Origin of the sequence: Enterobacter sp. RIT418 (genome assembly GCF_003057745.1) — a bacterium.
Lineage (GTDB): Bacteria > Pseudomonadota > Gammaproteobacteria > Enterobacterales > Enterobacteriaceae > Enterobacter.
In genome coordinates this window covers 25,095-43,614 of record NZ_QBJD02000005.1, presented here as the reverse complement: position 1 = coordinate 43,614, position 18,520 = coordinate 25,095, and the positions used below count along the sequence as shown (strand labels likewise).

The 18,520-nt window shown below is 56.3% G+C and carries 13 protein-coding genes; 3 read left to right on the top strand and 10 right to left on the bottom strand.

The window, feature by feature from the left end:
* Positions 1–78: 78 nt before the first annotated feature.
* From wzc to DBY73_RS06915, 3 genes are read right to left on the bottom strand one after another with little or no spacing between them, the layout of a single operon-like run.
* Positions 79–2,241 (bottom strand): tyrosine-protein kinase Wzc, encoded by a 2,163-nt coding sequence (wzc, locus tag DBY73_RS06925; RefSeq protein WP_112010446.1) that lies wholly within the window; start codon positions 2,239–2,241, stop codon positions 79–81.
* Between the two features lies 1 nt (position 2,242).
* Positions 2,243–2,686 (bottom strand): low molecular weight protein-tyrosine-phosphatase Wzb, encoded by a 444-nt coding sequence (wzb, locus tag DBY73_RS06920; protein WP_112010445.1) that lies wholly within the window; start codon positions 2,684–2,686, stop codon positions 2,243–2,245.
* A 6-nt stretch (positions 2,687–2,692) separates the two neighbouring features.
* Positions 2,693–3,832 (bottom strand): polysaccharide export protein, encoded by a 1,140-nt coding sequence (locus DBY73_RS06915; RefSeq protein ID WP_112010444.1) that lies wholly within the window; start codon positions 3,830–3,832, stop codon positions 2,693–2,695.
* Positions 3,833–4,525: 693 nt separating this feature from the next.
* Here DBY73_RS06915 and DBY73_RS06910 point away from each other — a divergent pair.
* A complete protein-coding gene (locus tag DBY73_RS06910; RefSeq protein WP_112010443.1) occupies positions 4,526–6,109 on the top strand; it encodes a TerC family protein in 1,584 nt (527 codons plus the stop codon).
* Between the two features lie 167 nt (positions 6,110–6,276).
* Here the strand turns inward: DBY73_RS06910 and asmA are convergent, their stop codons facing one another.
* The 3 genes from asmA to udk all read right to left on the bottom strand — a co-directional run bounded on the left by asmA (position 6,277) and on the right by udk (position 9,464).
* Positions 6,277–8,127, bottom strand: coding sequence for an outer membrane assembly protein AsmA (gene asmA / locus DBY73_RS06905; protein ID WP_112010442.1), 1,851 nt, complete (start codon positions 8,125–8,127; stop codon positions 6,277–6,279).
* 22 nt (positions 8,128–8,149) lie between these two features.
* Positions 8,150–8,731, bottom strand: coding sequence for a dCTP deaminase (dcd, locus tag DBY73_RS06900; protein WP_112010441.1), 582 nt, complete (start codon positions 8,729–8,731; stop codon positions 8,150–8,152).
* Between the two features lie 91 nt (positions 8,732–8,822).
* On the bottom strand, positions 8,823–9,464 hold the full coding sequence (udk, locus tag DBY73_RS06895) for a uridine kinase (RefSeq protein WP_112010440.1): 642 nt from the start codon (positions 9,462–9,464) through the stop codon (positions 8,823–8,825).
* A 343-nt stretch (positions 9,465–9,807) separates the two neighbouring features.
* Here udk and DBY73_RS06890 point away from each other — a divergent pair, with 343 nt between their 5' ends.
* Complete coding sequence (locus DBY73_RS06890; RefSeq protein WP_112010711.1) at positions 9,808–13,137, top strand: diguanylate cyclase; 3,330 nt, start codon at positions 9,808–9,810, stop codon at positions 13,135–13,137.
* Here the strand turns inward: DBY73_RS06890 and alkA are convergent.
* Entirely contained in the window at positions 13,134–13,973 is an 840-nt protein-coding gene (gene alkA, locus DBY73_RS06885) for a DNA-3-methyladenine glycosylase 2 (protein ID WP_112010439.1), read from the bottom strand. The genes DBY73_RS06890 and alkA overlap by 4 nt on opposite strands.
* Before the next feature lie 130 nt (positions 13,974–14,103).
* Here alkA and yegD point away from each other — a divergent pair, with 130 nt between their 5' ends.
* Positions 14,104–15,459, top strand: a complete 1,356-nt coding sequence (gene yegD / locus DBY73_RS06880; protein WP_112010438.1) for a molecular chaperone — start codon at positions 14,104–14,106, stop codon at positions 15,457–15,459.
* A gap of 28 nt (positions 15,460–15,487) precedes the next feature.
* Here the strand turns inward: yegD and DBY73_RS06875 are convergent, their stop codons facing one another.
* The 3 genes from DBY73_RS06875 to DBY73_RS06865 all read right to left on the bottom strand — a co-directional run bounded on the left by DBY73_RS06875 (position 15,488) and on the right by DBY73_RS06865 (position 18,496).
* The gene (locus DBY73_RS06875; protein ID WP_112010437.1) at positions 15,488–16,957 is read right to left on the bottom strand and encodes an EAL domain-containing protein; all 1,470 of its coding nucleotides are present in this window, start codon (positions 16,955–16,957) and stop codon (positions 15,488–15,490) included.
* Between the two features lie 305 nt (positions 16,958–17,262).
* Positions 17,263–17,793, bottom strand: coding sequence for a DUF5094 domain-containing protein (locus DBY73_RS06870; RefSeq protein WP_258458387.1), 531 nt, complete (start codon positions 17,791–17,793; stop codon positions 17,263–17,265).
* Positions 17,768–18,496 (bottom strand): winged helix-turn-helix domain-containing protein, encoded by a 729-nt coding sequence (locus DBY73_RS06865; protein WP_112010436.1) that lies wholly within the window; start codon positions 18,494–18,496, stop codon positions 17,768–17,770. Before DBY73_RS06865 ends, DBY73_RS06870 begins: the two co-directional genes overlap by 26 nt.
* Positions 18,497–18,520: the final 24 nt, after the last annotated feature.

Below are 18,520 nucleotides of genomic sequence, written 5' to 3'. Positions count from 1 at the left end.
TCATACCCAAACTCCCGCACCGGACAGTCCCCTCTCCCCTGTGGGGAGAGGGTTAGGGTGAGGGGTGTGGGTATTTTGTTATTTACTGTCAGACTTATATTCGTACTCGTAATAACCGTAATCCTGATACCCGGTCGCGCGGCGGAAGATGGAGTTCAGGATCACCCCTTTCACCTCGATGCCGTTTTGCTCGAACCGGCTGAGGCTGGTTTCCACTTCCTTCAGCGTGTTAACCGCATAGCGCGCCACCATCAGCGTGGTGCCCGCATGGCGGCCCACGACGGCGGCATCGGTCACGGCCAGAATTGGCGGGGTATCGATCAGCACCAGGTCATAGTGTTTGCTCGCCCATTCAATCAGCTGCGTAAAGCGCTCGCTCATCAGCAGCTCGGACGGGTTCGGCGGCACCTGGCCGCGCGGGATCAGGTCGAACTTAGGAATCGAGGTCGGCTTAGCGCTTTCGCTGATTTCCCCTTTGCCGAGCAGAATTTCAGACAGGCCGTTAACGTTGTTGGTGCCCAGCAGCTCGTGGGTATAGCCCTTACGCATATCGCAGTCGATCAGCAGCACGCGCTTGTTGGTCTGGCTCACCACCGCCGCCAGGTTGGCGCAGACGAAGGTTTTACCAATCGACGGGCTGACGCCGGTCATCATCAGCACGTTATTCTTGGCCTGCATCATGGCGAAGTGCAGGCTGGTACGCAGGCTGCGCACCGCTTCAATCGCCAGGTCGGTCGGGTTACCCACGGCAAGGAGCTGGCTCTGCTTGTAGCGCTTAACGCCCTTCACGGTTTTCACGCTGTCACGCGACTTCTGCCACTCGGACAGCGGGATGCTGGCGTAGACGCTGATACCGTTCTCCTCCAGCACCTGCGGGCTTTCGATACCGCGGTTGAACAGGGAGCGCAGCAGCACGCCGACGATGGAGAGCATCAGGCCGAGAATAATGCTGCCGAAAATAATCAGCGCTTTCTTTGGCTTCAGCACGCCGGGCTGGGTGATGGCCGGGTCAACGATGCGCACGTCGCCAACGGTGCTGGCCTCGGTGATCTTCAGCTCCTGCTGCTTGTTCAGCAGCTGCATGTAAACCTGCTGGCCGGACTCCACGTCGCGCGTCAGGCGAACGATCTCCTGCTGCGTTTTCGGCATGGCGGTTACGCGGTTGTTAAGCTTCGCCTTCTCTTCTTCCAGCGTCTGGCGTTTTTCCAGCAGCGTGCGGTAGGCCGGATGGCGCTTGGTATAGAGCTTGGAGATTTCCGCTTCCTTAAAGGTCAGCTCGTTCAGCTGGGCGTCGATGTTGACCATCGAGTCGAGAACGGACTTCGCTTCCAGCGGCAGGTCAACGGAGTCTTTATCCTGGCGGAACGCGTTCAGCTTGTTTTCGGCGTCGTCCAGGCGAGCACGCACTTCAGGAAGCTGTTTACCGAGGAAGGCCAGGCTTTTCGCAGCCTCGGCCGACTTGCGCTCAACGTTCTGCTCAAGGTAGTTGCGGGTGATGCTGTTGAGGATGTCGCGGATCTGATCCTTATCTTCCCCGGTAAAGGTCATGCTCAGCACGCCGGTGTCTTTACCGTTTTCCGTCACGGTCAGGTTGTTTTGCAGGTTGTTGATCATCCCGAGCGTGGAGAATTTGGTGACGGTAAACTCGCCGCCCTCCTGCGCGTGGATCGCGCTGACCCGCATGCTCACGCCGTCTTTGGTCAGCATCTGCCCAACTTCACCGCGCGCGCTGAAGCCCGCGTCGCTGGTCAGCTGATACCGGGTTGGCCCTAGCACGGTAAGGGTGAAGGTTTGGTCGCCTGTCCCTTTCGGCAGCACGAAATCGCTCACTTTTACCGTGTCATTGCTGCGGCCCATGAGCCTGTCCCAGCCCGCGCCGAAGATCGGGAAGGTATTTTTGGTCACGGAGATATCCAGGCCCAGATCGTGAACCGTTTTTCCCAGCACCAGGCGAGACTGGATCAGCTGAATTTCAGCGTCCGAGGCGGGCGGCTTGTTCGCCAGCGCGGAGCCAATGTCCTGCACCAGCGAGTTGCCGGTGTTTTGTTCGATTTGCACCAGCGCGTCGGCGCTGTAGATCGGGGTGGCGAAAAGCGTATAGATCACCGCGGCGGCGGCAAATACGGCGGTGATCCCAAGCACCCACCACTTCGCTTCGACAACGGTGCCAACCAGGCGGCCAATATCAATTTCATCACTGCCCGACGTCGGGGCGGCAGAAGGTTTTGTTTTTTCTGTCATGTTATCCCTGCTGAGCTTTCAGTGCCTGCGCCCACTGTTGGGCAGACTGGTCAAGTAAGGTGTATACCGCCTCAAATGCCTCACGGCTCTTGCGATACGGGTCGGGAATTTCGCGCTCGCCGTCCCAGTGGCCAAAGAGCATCACCTTGCCGCGCATTTCGGGTGCGATATCGCAGAGCGCGTGAATGTGGCGCTTTTCCATCGCGAGGATCAGGTCATATTCCCGACACATCCGGCCGGTGACCTGGCGGGCAACGTGCCCGTCGAGGGAGAGGTGATGATCCAGAGCGACGTTTGAGGCGCGTTCGTCGGCGCCTTTGCCGACCAGCGCGCCCAGACCCGCAGAATCAACCGTTAACGCAGGCTGGTACTGCTTCAGCAGACGTTCAGCCGTTGGGGAACGGCAAATGTTCCCCACGCATACCACCAAAATTTTGTTAAACATCGCGGCTTACCAGGTGTGAATGTCGCGCGCCGTATCCGTCATGTAGCGAACGCCACTGATGGTTGGCAGCAACTGGTTGATCAGGCGGTTCCAGCGGGCAACCGGCGCGGTAGTGACATACACCACGTCATAAGGCTGGAGGCGGAACGACGTTGCCATCACCAGCGAGGTGGCGTCGGACATATCGAGCTGGTAAATGTTGGCAATCTTGCCTTTGCTGCTGGCGTCGTCCTTCAGAGGGCGGATCACGAAGATGCCGCTGGCGTTGGAGGAGGTCAGGTCGATGCCTTCCGCATTGCCCAGCGCTTCGGTCAGGGTCATGCCGCTGAAGTCCATTTTGAGCGTGCTCTGCTTCTTCACTTCGCCCATCACGAACACTTTCAGATCGTCGTTGCGCGGCACGTAGAGAATGTCGCCCGGATAAAGCAGGCGGTTTTGCGTCAGATCGCCGTTTTGCATCAGCGCCTGGAGCGAGATGCGCTGCTCTTTTCCGCCGTGCGTCAGCACCACGTTGCGCCAGTCGGCGCCGTCGGTCAGGCCGCCGGCGGCGTTGATAGCGTCCAGCACGGTCAGCGGAACGTTGGTGATGGCCTGCTGGCCGGACTTGTTCACCTGGCCGGAAATGTAGGCTTTCTGCGAGCGGAACGCGGCGATATTAACGTCTACCTGCGGGTCGGCGATGTACTGCGCTAAGCGGCCGGTAATATCACTACGGATCTCGGCAAGCGTTTTGCCTGCCACATGCACTTTGCCAATATACGGATAGAACATCGTCCCGTCAGACTGCACCCAGTTGCCGGTGTCGCTTGAGCTGCGGTACTGACCCGCTGGCGTGGTGAGTTCGGGGTGGTCCCAGACGGTCACGTTAATGACGTCACCCGGCCCGACGCGATACTGGTAGTTGGCGATTTCCTGATCCAGGGACATATTCGGCTGCGCAACATTTGGACGCGGGCGTAATTGTTCAACCAGACGCGGGGTTAACGGATACACATTCACCATTTTGTCGAGGTCAAAATCAGCATCCTGCTGTTTAATCACATCCTTTCCCATTGTTGACATATTGCTGCCGGGAAACACCGTGCAACCACTCATCAAGGTCACAGACACCAATAATGGCATCAATTTCATTTTGGATTTCATCATTGATTATTTATCACTTTGGCAGAGTAATTATCCTGTGCAAATTAAATAAGCGCGGATCGTTATGTCATTCAGAATGCAGTTAACACGAAAGAAATATAACTGGCATCAGTCCTAAAAAAAGCTTATTCATCCATTGGCTATTGACAGAATAATTGAGGCTGACTCACACGCTTTCGGGCACGCTACCGCCCTTGGCTTTCAGTTACCAATCCACTGACTAAACAATGTGTTATGGATAAACTCCCTCTTGGATGAGGTCTTTTGGAAAATAGTTCAGCAACGTTTGACGTCGGCTGAAAATGAATAACCTTCTCGTCAGACCGAAACAATAATAGCAACAAGGAAATTTAACATTTGATGCTGGGAGAATTGTTGCAGCTAACCTAATAGCAGGCAAGGAGACAACCGTCCTAATATTGGTTTTTAAGAATAATATTAAGCGCAAGTTTTCGTGGTTTTAGGATTTTCTTTATATTGACAAAATATTATTAAAAGCCCTGGCCTGCGATATTTCCTAAATACGTAACTATGTAATATATTCTGCGCAACTGGCTTATTTACAGACACATTATTTGGCGATCTTATATCTCGGCAGTATTAAGAGAAATCTCAGCATGGCATTGCATTTTTCCTGCATATTATCCATGATCGAAGTGTGACATTGGTCATACAACAGAAGGTATTGCTATTACTATGGAATGGATTGCCGATCCATCAATCTGGGCCGGGCTGGTTACGCTGGTTGTTCTTGAATTAGTCCTCGGTATTGATAACCTGGTTTTTATCGCTATCCTCGCGGAAAAACTGCCCCCTGCGCAGCGTGACCGCGCGCGCGTCACCGGCCTGCTGCTGGCGATGGTGATGCGCCTGCTGCTGCTGGCGTCAATTTCCTGGCTGGTGACGCTGACCACTCCCCTCTTCACCGTTCACGGCCTGAGCTTTAGCGCCCGGGACCTGATCATGCTGTTCGGCGGGTTGTTCCTGCTGTTCAAAGCCACGGTGGAGCTCAACGAGCGGCTTGAGGGCAAGGACAGCGAAAACCCGACCCAGCGCCGGGGCGCCAAATTCTGGCCGGTGGTGGCGCAAATCGTGGTGCTGGACGCCGTCTTCTCGCTGGACTCGGTGATCACCGCCGTCGGGATGGTGGACCACCTCGCGGTAATGATGGCCGCCGTGATCATCGCCATTACGCTGATGGTGATGGCCAGCAAGGCGCTGACGCGGTTTGTGAACAGCCACCCGACCATTGTGATCCTCTGCCTGAGCTTCCTGCTGATGATCGGCTTTAGCCTGGTGGCCGACGGGTTCGGCTTCTACATTCCTAAAGGCTATCTGTACGCGGCGATTGGCTTCTCGGTGATTATCGAAGCGCTTAACCAGCTGGCGTCGTTTAACCGCCGCCGCTTCCTCTCCGCCAACCAGACGCTGCGCCAGCGCACGGCCGACACGGTGATGCGCCTGCTCAGCGGGAAAAAAGAGGACGCGGAGCTGGATGCGGAATCCTCCGCGATGCTGGCCGACCATCGCGACGAGCCGATCTTTAACCCGCAGGAGCGGAGGATGATCGAGCGGGTGCTGAACCTGAACCAGCGTACGGTCAGCAGCATTATGACCTCGCGCCACGATATCGAGCATATCGACCTGACGGCGCCCGAAGAGCACGTGCGCGCCCTGCTGGACAAAAATCAGCACACCCGCGTGGTGGTCACCGGCGGTGAAGAGGAAGAGGAGCTGCTGGGCGTGGTGCACGTGATCGACCTGCTGCAGCAGCAGCTTCACGGCGAGCCGCTCAACCTGCGCGCGCTGGTGCGCCAGCCGCTGGTGTTCCCGGAGGGGCTACCGCTGCTCTCCGCGCTGGAGCAGTTCCGCAACGCGCGCACCCACTTTGCGTTCGTGGTGGATGAATTTGGTTCCGTGGAGGGTCTGGTGACGCTCAGCGACGTGATGGAGACCATCGCCGGGAATTTACCGAACGAGGTGGACGAGATCGACGCCCGTCACGATATCCAGAAGAACGCCGACGGCACCTGGACGGCAAACGGCCATATGCCGCTTGAAGATCTGGTGCAGTTTGTTCCTCTGCCGCTTGATGAGAAGCGCGAGTACCACACCATCGCGGGGCTGCTCATGGAGTACCTGCAGCGTATCCCCACGCCGGGCGAAGAGGTTCAGGTGGGGGATTACATGATTAAGACGCTGCAGGTTGAAAGCCACCGCGTGCAGAAGGTGCAGCTTATTCCGCTGCGCGGTGAGGATGACCTGGATTATGAAGTGTAGATAAAAGCAAAACGGCAACGCCGTTGCCTTTTTTACTGTTTGCCCCCTCTCCCCGTGGGCTGAGGGTTCCCCACAAATTACAGTCTGGCACCGAATACTCCCTCTCCCCGTGGGAGAGGGCTTGGGTGAGGGCATCAGGCCGCACATCCCACCCGGCACTCGCGCTATCAAAGCTTATCCAGCAGCTTCTTCACGTCCTTCCCGTTCTGCGAATCCTTGTTGCGATCCGCCCACTCGTTCAGGCGGCGTTTTGCCTCATCCTGCAGATGCTTACGCAGGATCTGGTCGACCTGCAGGCTGTAGTTCAGCGCCTGCCATTTACCGTAAACGGTGAGCGGTATCGGCGTAACCTTCAGGAAATCAATCAGCTCGCTTTGCCCTTCCCAGCCTGACAGCACGCGAACGTTGAAGCGGGTGTCCGCCGTCTCTTTTACCAGGTCCATCGTGCCGGACCCGGTCAGCGCCAGCATAGAGGACGTGCCCTGCATCCCGTTCAGGGACAGGTTTCCATTGTTCAGCGTCAGGTCGGTGCTAAAGCTGTCGAGACGCGTGGCGCTGTCATAATTCTCCTGCGCCTTCACGCTGCTGCTGCGCTCGACCGCCTGCTGCACCAGCTGCTGGAAGTTAAGCCCTTCCATGCGGGTATCCTTGAGCGCAACGTGCGCCTGGCCCTGCCAGCTGCGGCGGAACGCCTCGGCGTCAATTTTGGTGCCGGAGAAGTCCCCTGCCAGCGACATTTTCCCCGTCAGCGCAATCGGATAGTTAAAGGCGTTGAGGATCGTACCAATCTCTACGTTTTCAAGGCGCGGCTTGAACTCCGCGCTGGCGGTATCCGTGCGCACGTCCAGCGTGCCCGGCAGTGAGATATTCCCTGCCCCCATCTTGCCCGCCAGCTCGGAAATCACCAGCAGGCCGCCGTGGTTAAACATCTGGCCGCTGACGTCGGTGAAGTCAATGCCGCGCCAGCGCACGCTGTTGGCTTTCAGCAGAATATCGGCGGTAAAGCCGCGCAGCCCGTTGTAGTCAGGCTGTTCGAGATTCGAGGAGATCACCGGGCGCGACTGCGACATCGGGTTTTTTCCGATCTGTCCATTATCGAGTGCTGCGGCGCTATCCGGTTCCGGCGGAAGCAGATTCTCCAGGTTCAGCTTGTCGAACTGGAGATCCAGGACCCATTTAGGGTTTTCGGCGAGCAGGACGCTGGCCTGACCTTTCAGGCTGCTGTCGTTGGCCTGCAGGTCGAGCTTGTCCAGCTCCAGCTGCTTTTGTTCTTCATGCCACACGGCCTGAAGGGTGCCCTGGCCGGTAATGCCCTTGGCTGGGAGGTCAGCCCCGGTCAGCTGCCAGTTCATCTGCTGGATATCGGCCATCAGGCGATGGGGGTAATCGGATGCATCGATGTTGGCGTTCAGGGAGAGGGTCAGGTCACGCTGATCGCGATTGACCCGGCCAGAAAAATCGAGCGTGCCGACGTGGTTCGCATCCTGCTCCATTTTTAGGTTGATGCCGCGAACGGTGACCTGCTCGTCGCTTTCGTGCTGGAAGACCAGCACGCTGTCGGCCACCTTCAGGGTCGCGATGTCAAACGACCAGCCGGTGTCGGACGGCACGTCAGGAAGCGTATTTTCTCGCGGTGCCACCGGCGCGTCCGGCTGGCGTACGGCTTCCGTTTGCGGCGTCAGCTGAATCACCGCGCCTTTCAGCATCACCTGATTGACCTGAAGCTGATGGGAAAAGAGCGGAATGAGCGCCACGTCAAGGCGCATATTGTCTGCCGCCACGATCGGCTGTGCCGCCCCCGGCGCGGTCAACGACATGCGGCCAGAAAGAATGCTGAGCTGGGGCCAAACGTGCCAGCGCAGCGGCCCGTCGAGCTTAAGTTGGTAACCGCTGCGCGCCTCAACCTGCCGCACCATATAGGTGCGGAAGTCATTCGGGTTTACCAGCAGAACCAACGCTGAAAGGCCAGCCACCAGCACCACCAGCAAAATCATCAGCGTTGTCAGAACTCTTCTCATGGCATCCTCAGTGGACTAGCAATCAGTCTTTATCAATACGACTGGCGACCGCACCCTGCTGATCGCGGTATTTTGCGTCCTGGCGGCGGTTGTAGGGACGATCCGCCGGGCCCGTTAACGGTTCAAAGCTGAGCGCACCTATCATCATGCCCGGGCGCAGCGCCAGCGGCAGTTTACCGGCGTTGAAAAACTCCAGCACAATGCGCCCTGACCAGCCCGGATCGATTCGGTGCGCGGTCACGTGGACCATCAGCCCCAGGCGCGCCAGCGAGGAGCGTCCGTCAAGCCAGCCCACCAGATCGGCCGGCAGCGTGACCGACTCAAAGGTCACGGCCAGCGCCAGTTCGCCAGGATGAAGATAAAACGCCTCGCCGTCTTCAAGAACAATTTCGTCGCTCATCACCCGGTCAAGCGCCGCACTGACTTCATCTTTCGGCCCGCTCAGGTCGATAAACGGTGCAGTATGGCCGCTGAAGGTGCGGAATTTATTCCCCAAACGCACGTCGACGGTGACGCCGTTAATACGCTCCACCGGCGGACGCGGGGTAATAGACAGGCGGCCTTCATCCAGCCAGGCTTCTATATCACGGTCACAAAGACGCATGGCACTCTCTCCTTTCGTGCATCGCGCCCTGACGCCGTACAGGCTCAGGGCAAAACCAGGTTATCTCTGAACGGTACACAATTCGCACGGCTTATTCAAAAAACTGGCTGATTTTCGCTTTTAAGATATCAATGGCGATACGGTTTTTGCCGCCACGAGGGACGATAATATCGGCATATTGCTTGGAAGGATCAATAAATTGCAGGAACATCGGGCGCACGGTTTTTTGATACTGCGCCATCACGGAGTCCATTGAGCGGCCGCGCTCGTTGACATCGCGCTTAATACGGCGCATCAGGCAGATATCCAGCGGGGTATCGACGAAGATAGAGAAGTTCATCGATTCGCGCAGGCGCGCGTCCGTCAGCAGGAGAATGCCCTCCAGAATGATGACCTTCTTCGGCTCAATGCGAACGGTCTCCTTGAGGCGAGTATGCTCGACGTAGCTGTAAACCGGCAGCTCAATGGCCTGGCCGCTTTTCAGCGCCTCTAAATGCTGGAACAGCAGGCTGTGATCCATCGCGTTCGGATGGTCATAGTTGGTCTTAACGCGCTCTTCCATCGAAAGATGAGATTGGTCTTTGTAATAGCAGTCTTCGGGTATGACGCCGATATGCTCATCACCAACTTGTTCGCGCAGTTCGCGATAAAGCGTACTGGCAATAAGACTTTTACCTGAAGCTGATGCGCCGGCGATGCCGATAATGACGCACTGATGAGACTTATCAGTCATAAATTTAGCGACCTGATTGACCTGGATGTTAAGGAAGGACGACGCCGTAGCGTCAAACGCGGCAATTATAGGGATTTCGCCTGCGCGATACCAGTCGAATGCGCAGGTATTGCGAGAGGGGCAGCAAAGTCGTTTATCACTCCCTGAGCTAAATTTTAACGCCTGTTTTTTCAGCGTCTGGGATGAATTTTTAGCAGAGTAACTCTTTAATAAGTCTATGATGTCAAATTATGAGCAGTCGGCATAGGAATTGTAAATTGTTTGTACTAGCATAAACCCCACTCTCACTTTCACGCGTCCGGATTTCGCTCCTGACGGCATGGCGTCCCTGGATAACGCGGTAATGAATAAACAACACCATCGGGTTTTGGTTACCTCCTCACATCCTTTACTGCGACTTGTCTGTCTGGGCCTGGTCACCTTTATTTTTACGCTTTTCTCGCTTGAGCTCGCCCGCTTCGGCACGCTTCTGGCGCCGGTGTGGTTCCCGACGTCAATTATGATGGTGGCGTTTTACCGTCATGCCGGGAAAATGTGGCCCGGCATTGCGCTGGCCTGCTCCTTTGGCAACGTGTTTGCCTCGTGGCTACTTTTTTCGTGGGAGTCGATAAGCGTTATATATACGTCGATTAACGTCATCGAGGCCTGCATCGGCGCGCTGCTGCTGCGCAAGCTCCTTCCCTGGTATAACCCGCTGCAAAATCTGAACGACTGGGTTCGGCTGGCCATCGGCAGCGCCATCGTGCCGCCAATCGTAGGCGGCGTGCTGGTGCACCTTCTGGTGCCAGACGATGAACCCCTACGCCACTTCCTGGTTTGGGTATTATCAGAATCCATTGGCGCGCTGGCGCTGGTGCCGCTGGGGTTACTGTTCAAACCGCACTACCTGCTGCGCCACCGCAATCCCCATCTGCTGTTTGAGACGCTGGTAACCATGGCGATTACCCTGGCGTTCAGCTGGATTTCTATCCTTTGGATGCCGTGGCCATTTACCTGCATTATCGTTCTGCTGATGTGGAGCGCGGTACGCTTGCCCCGCATGGAAGCGTTCATGGTCTTCCTGGCGACGGTAATGATGGTCTCCCTGATGATGGCTCACGCGCCCTCTCTTCTGGTCTCGCAGCACTCCAACGCGATGCTTAACGCGCCGTGGCTGCCGTTTTTGATGATGCTGCTCCCCGCGAACATCATGACGATGGTGATGTACGCCTTCCGCGCCGAGCGTAAACACATCACCGAGAGCGAAGAGCGCTTTCGCAACGCGATGGAATATTCCGCCATCGGGATGGCGCTGGTAGGAATTGAAGGCCAATGGCTGCAGGCGAACAAAGCGCTGTGTCAGTTCCTGGGCTACAGCCAGGCGGAGCTGCAATCGCTCACGTTCCAGCAGTTAACGTGGCCTGACGATCTGAACATCGACCTTGAGCAGCTCCAACAGCTGCTGAACGGCGATATCAACACCTACTCCATGGAGAAACGCTATTACACGCGTAGCGGAGAAGTGGTGTGGGCGCTACTGGCGGTTTCACTGGTTCGCCACGCCGACGGATCGCCGCTCTACTTTATTGCTCAGATTGAGGACATCAACGACCTCAAGCAGACGGAGTGGGTCAATAAGCGGCTGATGGAGCGCATCACCCTCGCCAACGAAGCGGGCGGCATCGGCATCTGGGAGTGGGATTTAGCGCCGGACGTTATCAGCTGGGATAAGCGGATGTTTGAGCTTTACGAAATCCCGCCCCACATCAAGCCCACCTGGCAGCTTTGGTATGATTCGGTTGTGCCGGAAGACCGCGAGCACGCCGAGCAGGTCATTCGCGACTCGCTGACGGCGAGACAGCCGTTCAAGCTTGAGTTTCGTATTCGGGTCAAAGAGGGCGTGCGCCACATTCGCTCGCTGGCGAACCGGGTGCTGAGCAAGGACGGCGACGTGGAGCGCCTGCTCGGCATTAACATGGACATGACCGAGGTGAAACAGCTTAACGAAGCGCTGTTTCAGGAAAAAGAGCGTCTGCATATTACCCTCGACTCCATCGGCGAAGCGGTGCTGTGTACGGACGTCGACATGAACGTGACCTTCATGAACCCGGTGGCGGAGAAAATGAGCGGCTGGCCGCAGGGTGAAGCGATCGGTCAACCGCTCCTCAAGGTGTTGCATATTACCTTCGGGGTAAAAGGCCCGATCATGGAGAACATCCACAGCGGCGATATATCCCGCTCGAAGATGGATCAGGAGCTGGTGCTCAACTGCCGCCACGGGGGCAGCTTCGACATTCACTACAGCATCACCCCGCTCAGCACGCTGGACGGGCAAAACATCGGTTCGGTGCTGGTCATTCAGGACGTCACCGAGTCGCGCAAAATGCTGCGCCAGCTTAGCTACAGCGCATCCCATGACGCCCTCACCCGCCTGGCGAACCGCGTCAGTTTCGAAGCGCACCTCAAGCGTCTGCTGCAAACCGTGCAGGAGACGCACCAGCGCCACGCGCTGGTCTTTATCGATCTCGATCGCTTTAAGGCCGTCAACGACACCGCGGGGCACGCCGCGGGCGACGCCCTGCTTCGCGAGCTCTCCTCTTTGATGCTGACCATGCTGCGCTCAAGCGACGTGCTGGCGCGCCTGGGCGGCGATGAGTTTGGCCTGCTGCTGCCGGACTGCAACGTTGAGAGCGCACGCTATATTACGGGTCGCCTGATTCATTCGATCAACAACTATCACTTTATGTGGGAAGGCCGCCTGCACCGTATCGGCGCCAGCGCCGGGATTACGATCCTCGACGACGCGAACTATCAGGCCGCGGAGGTGATGTCGCAGGCGGATATTGCCTGCTACGCCTCGAAAAATAACGGACGCGGCGTAGTGACGGTTTACACCCCGCAGCAGGAACGCGCGCACAGCATGCGCAGCATGATGTCTCTGGATGAACAGTGGCACATGATTAAAGACAACCCGCTGGTGATGATGGCCCGCAGCGTTGCGTCTCCGCGCATTCCGGAAACGTGCAGCTTCTGGCTGATTTCGCTACGCCTGTGGACCAGCCAGGGAGAGATGCAGGAGGAGCAGGCCTTCCGCGCAGGGCTGACCGAGCGGGAGCTGCTGCACGCGCTCGACAGGCGTCTCTTCGGGGAGTTTTTCCGCACCTTCGCCGCGCTGGTGGCCACGAAGGGGCTCGGCGTCGCCCTGCCGCTGTCGGAGGCGGGGTTGTCCAGCGCCACGCTGGTCGATGAGCTGCTCGATCATCTGCAGAACGGGCCGCTGCCGGGACGGCTGCTGCACCTGGTTATCCCCGTTAACGTCGTTCGCTCTGAAGACGTCAAGCTCCAGCAGGGGCTGCACAAACTCCGCGGCGCGGGCTGCCGCGTTGTGCTGAGCCAGGTCGGGGGGGATATGGACATATTCAACCACCTGAGCGCCAACGTGGCCGATTACCTGATGCTCGATCCGGACATCGTCACGCACGTCCACGGGAACCTGATGGACGAAATGATGGTGACCATTATTCAGGGCCACGCCCAGCGGCTGGGGATGAAAACGCTGGCCGGGCCGTGCAATCAGCCGATCATGATGGACACGCTTTCCGGTATTGGCATCGACTACATCTACGGGGATACCCTCTCGGAACCGAAACCGCTGGAGCTTCTGCTGAACACCAGCTACTTCGCGATTAACTAGGGCTTCCAGCCCTCCGTATACCAGATGTGCAGCAGCGCGTACGAGCGCCAGGGCCGCCAGCGCTCGGCGTAGCGGCGTATCTGCGCGGCCGTCATGCCGGCAAAGCGCTGCTTGATCAGATAATCGTCCGGAAGAAAAACATCTTTCGCCTGCCAGCCGCGCAGGGCGAGATAGTTTGCGGTCCATCGGCCAATGCCAGGCCGCTGCTGCAGGCCCTTCATTCCGGCCTCGACGTCCTCGGGCGGCGATAGCGGAAACTCGCCGTCGACCACCGATTGAGCCAGATGAATCAGCGACTCCGCGCGCTTTAGCGGCATGCCGAGGGCTTTCAACGCCAGCGGATCGGCCGCGGCCAGCGCGTATGGCGTTGGGAAGCAGCGGTATCCCGGGGCGTCTTTCACCGGTTCGCCGCACAGCTCGACCACGCGCGTCGCCAGCCTGGCCGCCATCGCCACGCTCACCAGCTGCCCAAGGATCGCCCGCACGCCCTGTTCATACGCATCCATCGCGCCGGGCAGGCGCAGGCCGGGCCGTTCGGCCCCCAGCTCCCCCAGCGCCGAGCGGATCGCAGCAGGATCGCAGTCGAGATCGAAAAGCCGCCCGATTCGCGCAAGGCAGGCCTGCGCAACCGGAATTAACCCGGGGCTGAGCGTCACCTGAAGCGTTTGGGCCTGCTCGTCCGGCGTCACGCGAAATATCCCCTGGTACCCCTCGCAGGCAAAGCTGCGCTCGTAGTAGGCCTCCGTGACGGTTTCGACGCCGGTCACCGCACGCGCGCCAAGAAAGCTAAACATCCAGTGCCAGTCGTAGGGGGGTTGCCAGGTCAGGGTATACATCGTCGCTCCTTTCAGGTTTTCCTGAGTCTAAACGGAAAGCATCGGTTTCGCCTTGCTTTCATATTCCTGTTGTCGCCAGGCGGACATTTCGCTAAAGTCTCGCCCCTTCTCACCGGCATGGGGACTTAACGTGTTTATTGGATTCGACTACGGCACCGCGAACTGCTCGGTGGCGATTATGCAAAACGGCCAGCCTCAGCTCCTGAAAATGGAGAAGGAGAGCACCCTGCTGCCGTCAATGCTCTGCGCCCCGACGCGTGAAGCGGTCAGCGAATGGCTGTATCGCCATCACCAGGTTCCTGCCACCGCGGCGGAAAGCCAGGCCCTGCTGCGCCGGGCGGTCAGCTTTAACCGCGATGAAGACATTGAGGTTACGCCGTCCAGCGTGCAGTTCGGCCTCTCCTCGCTCGGGCACTATATTGAAGACCCGGAAGAGGTGTACTTCGTTAAATCACCAAAATCCTTCCTCGGCGCCAGCGGCCTGAAGCCGCAGCAGGTGGCGATGTTTGAAGATCTGGTCTGCGCCATGATGCTGCACATCCGCAACCAGGCGCAAACGCAGGTGACGGAGGCGATTGACCAGGCGGTGATTGGTCGTCCGATTAACTTCCAGGGGCTGGGCGGCGATGAGGCGAACCGGCAGGCTCAGGGCATCCTTGAGCGCGCCGCGCACCGCGCGGGCTTTCGCGACGTGGTGTTCCAGTACGAGCCGGTCGCGGCCGGTCTGGACTTCGAGGCCACGCTAACGGAAGAGAAGCGCGTGCTGGTTGTCGACATCGGGGGCGGGACCACGGACTGCTCGCTGCTGCTGATGGGGCCGCAGTGGCACGCCCGTCGCGATCGCGAAAACAGCCTTCTCGGCCACAGCGGCTGCCGCGTCGGCGGTAACGATCTGGATATCGCCCTGGCGTTCAAAAGCCTGATGCCGCTGCTCGGCATGGGCGGGCAAACTGAAAAAGGCATCGCCCTGCCGATCCTGCCGTGGTGGAACGCCATCGCCATCAACGACGTGCCGGCGCAGAGCGATTTTTACAGCACCGCCAACGGCCGCTTCCTCAACGACCTGGTGCGCGACGCGCAGGACGCGGATAAAGTCGCCCTGCTGCATAAGGTGTGGCGCCAGCGCCTGAGCTATCGCGTGGTGCGAACCGCTGAAGAGAGCAAAATCGCGCTTTCCGATCGCCCGGAACACGCGGTGTCTCTGCCGTTCATCAGCGACGACCTGGCCACGGCGATTTCACAGGAAGGGCTTGAGGCGGCGCTTTCCCAGCCGCTGCAGCGGATTCTGGAGCAGGTGCAGCTGGCGCTCGAAAACGGCAACGAGAAGCCGGACGTGATTTACCTGACCGGCGGCAGCGCCCGCTCACCGCTCGTCAAAAAAGCGCTGGCGGAACAGCTGCCGGGCATTCCGATTGCGGGAGGCGATGACTTTGGCTCCGTAACCGCGGGGCTGGCCCGCTGGGCGCAGGTGGTGTTTAGCGGTTAAGCCCCGCATCCACGAAAGAGGCTCTCCCCTAAGGTGCGGTGAGCCTCACGCTATCATCACCATAGCGCCAGCCCTTCTCTGCACCGAGGCCGGAAGCATGTTCAAGCCGGGCATAGTAAGCGAAGTCGCAAAAGCTGACCGGCGGTAAATAATAATATCCCTGCAGCAGGTCGACCTGACGATCGGTAAGCCACTGATGCTGCGGTTCACGCTCCACGCCTTCCGCCACGATGCCCAGCCCCAGCAATTTTGCCAGATTGATGATCGACTCCAGCATCGGCAACGTCTGCTCCTCGTTCTTAATAGTATTGATAAACACTTTATCAATCTTAATAACGTCCAAATCGAGTTCATTTAAATAACATAAATTGGCATAGCCCGTACCAAAGTCATCGAGCGCAAACAGGACGCCTCTATTTCGTAAAGAGCGCATGAGCTCCTTCAGGGCAAGGTTAACCTGAAGCGTTTGGTTTTCCGTAATTTCAATCATCAGCGTAACCGGTAGCGAAGCCGTAAGCTCGAGGAAATGCAGGCATTCCCAATAAAATACCGGATTGCTTAAATGCGCCGGGCTGACGTTAAACGCGACATAAAGCGATTTATCCCCCCATCCGCGGCAAAGGTTAAGATCCTCAGCCACTTTATTCATCAGATAGCTTGTGAGCTCGCTCATTAGCCCGCTTTGCTCCGCGAGAGGAATAAATTCGCGCTGCGAGATTGCGTAGTTATGGCCCATTGGCCAGCGCGCAAGTATTTCCACGCCGCGCACTTCTCCCTGACCATCGACGATGGGCTGAAACCAGGGAACAATTTCGTCATTTTTTAATGCCAGACTCAACCGCTGGGCCTCAGGGCTTTCCGATCCGTTTTTATCAGCCGGCGCGTGGGCGTGCTCTTTTCCGTGCGCAGAGAAGCCAAGCAAATTATTACGGCAAACGAAAATGATGCTTTCATTAAAATGGCTCAGGCCCAGGCGATGGGTGATTTTTTCCCTGTAGCGATACAGCGCTTTTTTGCTCAGCGAGTTGGCGATGCAGAAATCGTCCAGAGCCTCCTTATCAAAGGAAACTCTGAATAATTCCTCTTCAAAATCGGTAAGCTGAAATGTCATCACCTCCTCACCCTGCGCTATGCCATTGACCATTGGATTCAGCGCTCTGCTTTGCAAAAAGTGGATAATACTCTTACTGGTTAAACTGCCGCTTACCGACTCGAGAGACTCATATCCCCGATTAATGCACTGACTTTCACTCATCGTTAACGCGACGCATTTGAAATTGCTGAACTGGCTGCTGTTTCGCTGCAGCCATTTATTCACCCAAAGAAAAGGCACGCGCGTATCCACAATAAGCAGGCACAAGCTGAACCGAGGCGTTAATAAGCTCGCATCCAGGACAAACGTGTTTGCATCTACCAGTACCAGATTAGGTATGAATGATTTAATCCCTGAGAAAAGATAAATATCATAGCTTAGAAGAAATATCTTTTTCGCATTCATAATAATTACCACACCGTTATTTATACAACGTAATCCTCTCGCCCGTTTAAAAGCGCCTTTGAATTTGTATTTCGCATGGAACGGCTTATAGACGCTACGCGCCAGGCGCAGCGTGACGTTTTAAGTCGGAATTTCGGTTAATCCCCTCCCTTAAAAAGTGCTTTATCGCTTTATGGGCATAGTAAAATCCTTTTAAGAATCCGGACAGGAGAAAACGCAGTCAGGGTCCAGTACACATAAACGTCCTGAAATTCACATCAAGACAGCATAAAATAATACAGAGCTGCGTTATTCAGGATTTATATTCACCACGACGACATGGCGGGCGAAAAAATCCTGGTGAACCGGTGCATGCCTTCCGGCCGGTCGGCTCTGCAAACAGCAATCGTACGACGTAAATCTCTTATTCCATAAATATTCCCGGATATGGGCATGACTTTATAAAAAAATAGCTTTTGCTTAGACATCAGGATATCCGTGATGGCGTCAGGGAGATCGTCATTCTCATTCTTAACGATCCCCTTGCGCAGGGTGCGCAGATACCCATCGCTGTCCTTACCGACAAACTTTATGATTGTCGTTCGGTTTACCGAATAGCCTTTCTCATTCACTGTTATCACGCCCACCTGTGAAACAACTCCTTCTGACTTCGAAGCGATGCGAAAAACCTGTAAAACCTCACCGCTGATAGCGATCCCATCCTGCTGCGTACTTAACGCGAGATGATATCGGGCAGTACACACCAGCGCGCTGGGGTTAGCGTGAATCAGTAAAGCCAGCAAGAAAATAACCATAAGAAGCACGCTCAGGCTAATAAACGTAATTTTCGCACGCATACGCCATACCTTTTTTATCCGCCGGACACACGCTTAGAAAATGTTCTTTTAGCCTGTTATCCCCTGAAAGACTGTTGTCATCATAGAACACGATAACCCGCTGTCCTTCTGAACAGACGGAGCGGATCTTCTGCCATTTTTCCGTCAGCAGGAAATGGGCAATTTTCCCAGGAGGGTTATCACGCGTTGTGAATATTTTACAGCCTCCTATTTTCCGCACGAAGGTAACATCGTCATTTTTGAAGAAACCACAATACAAAAGTCCTGAGGCAAGCAACACTAATACGCCAACCGTTAGCCATAGAAAATAAAATATCCTATTGCTGTTGTGCCCCTCTTCATTTCTGTCCATTGCCGTTGACGGTGTGATGTCCAGAGAATAAGGATCCAGACTTCTGATGCTGGCCCGAAAAACGAAGCCTTCGCGAGGGATGGTTTCAATTAAATTTAATTCGCCAAGTTCAGAAAATGCTTTGCGTAAAAGGCTAATATTTTTATTGAGACTGTGTCCAGAGGGTGCCATGCCATGCTTTCCCCACACCTCCTCAATAATAGGCTCACGATTAACCTGCTGACCATTATGCATAATAAACAATGCGAGTAATCTTGCCGTTGCTGCGGGTAAAGTTACCTTTCTGGAATATAAACTCAACTCTCTATTGTTGAAATCATATACGATCCGTTCATTAATCACACATTTCATCTGAATAGGCTCTTATATTCTCAT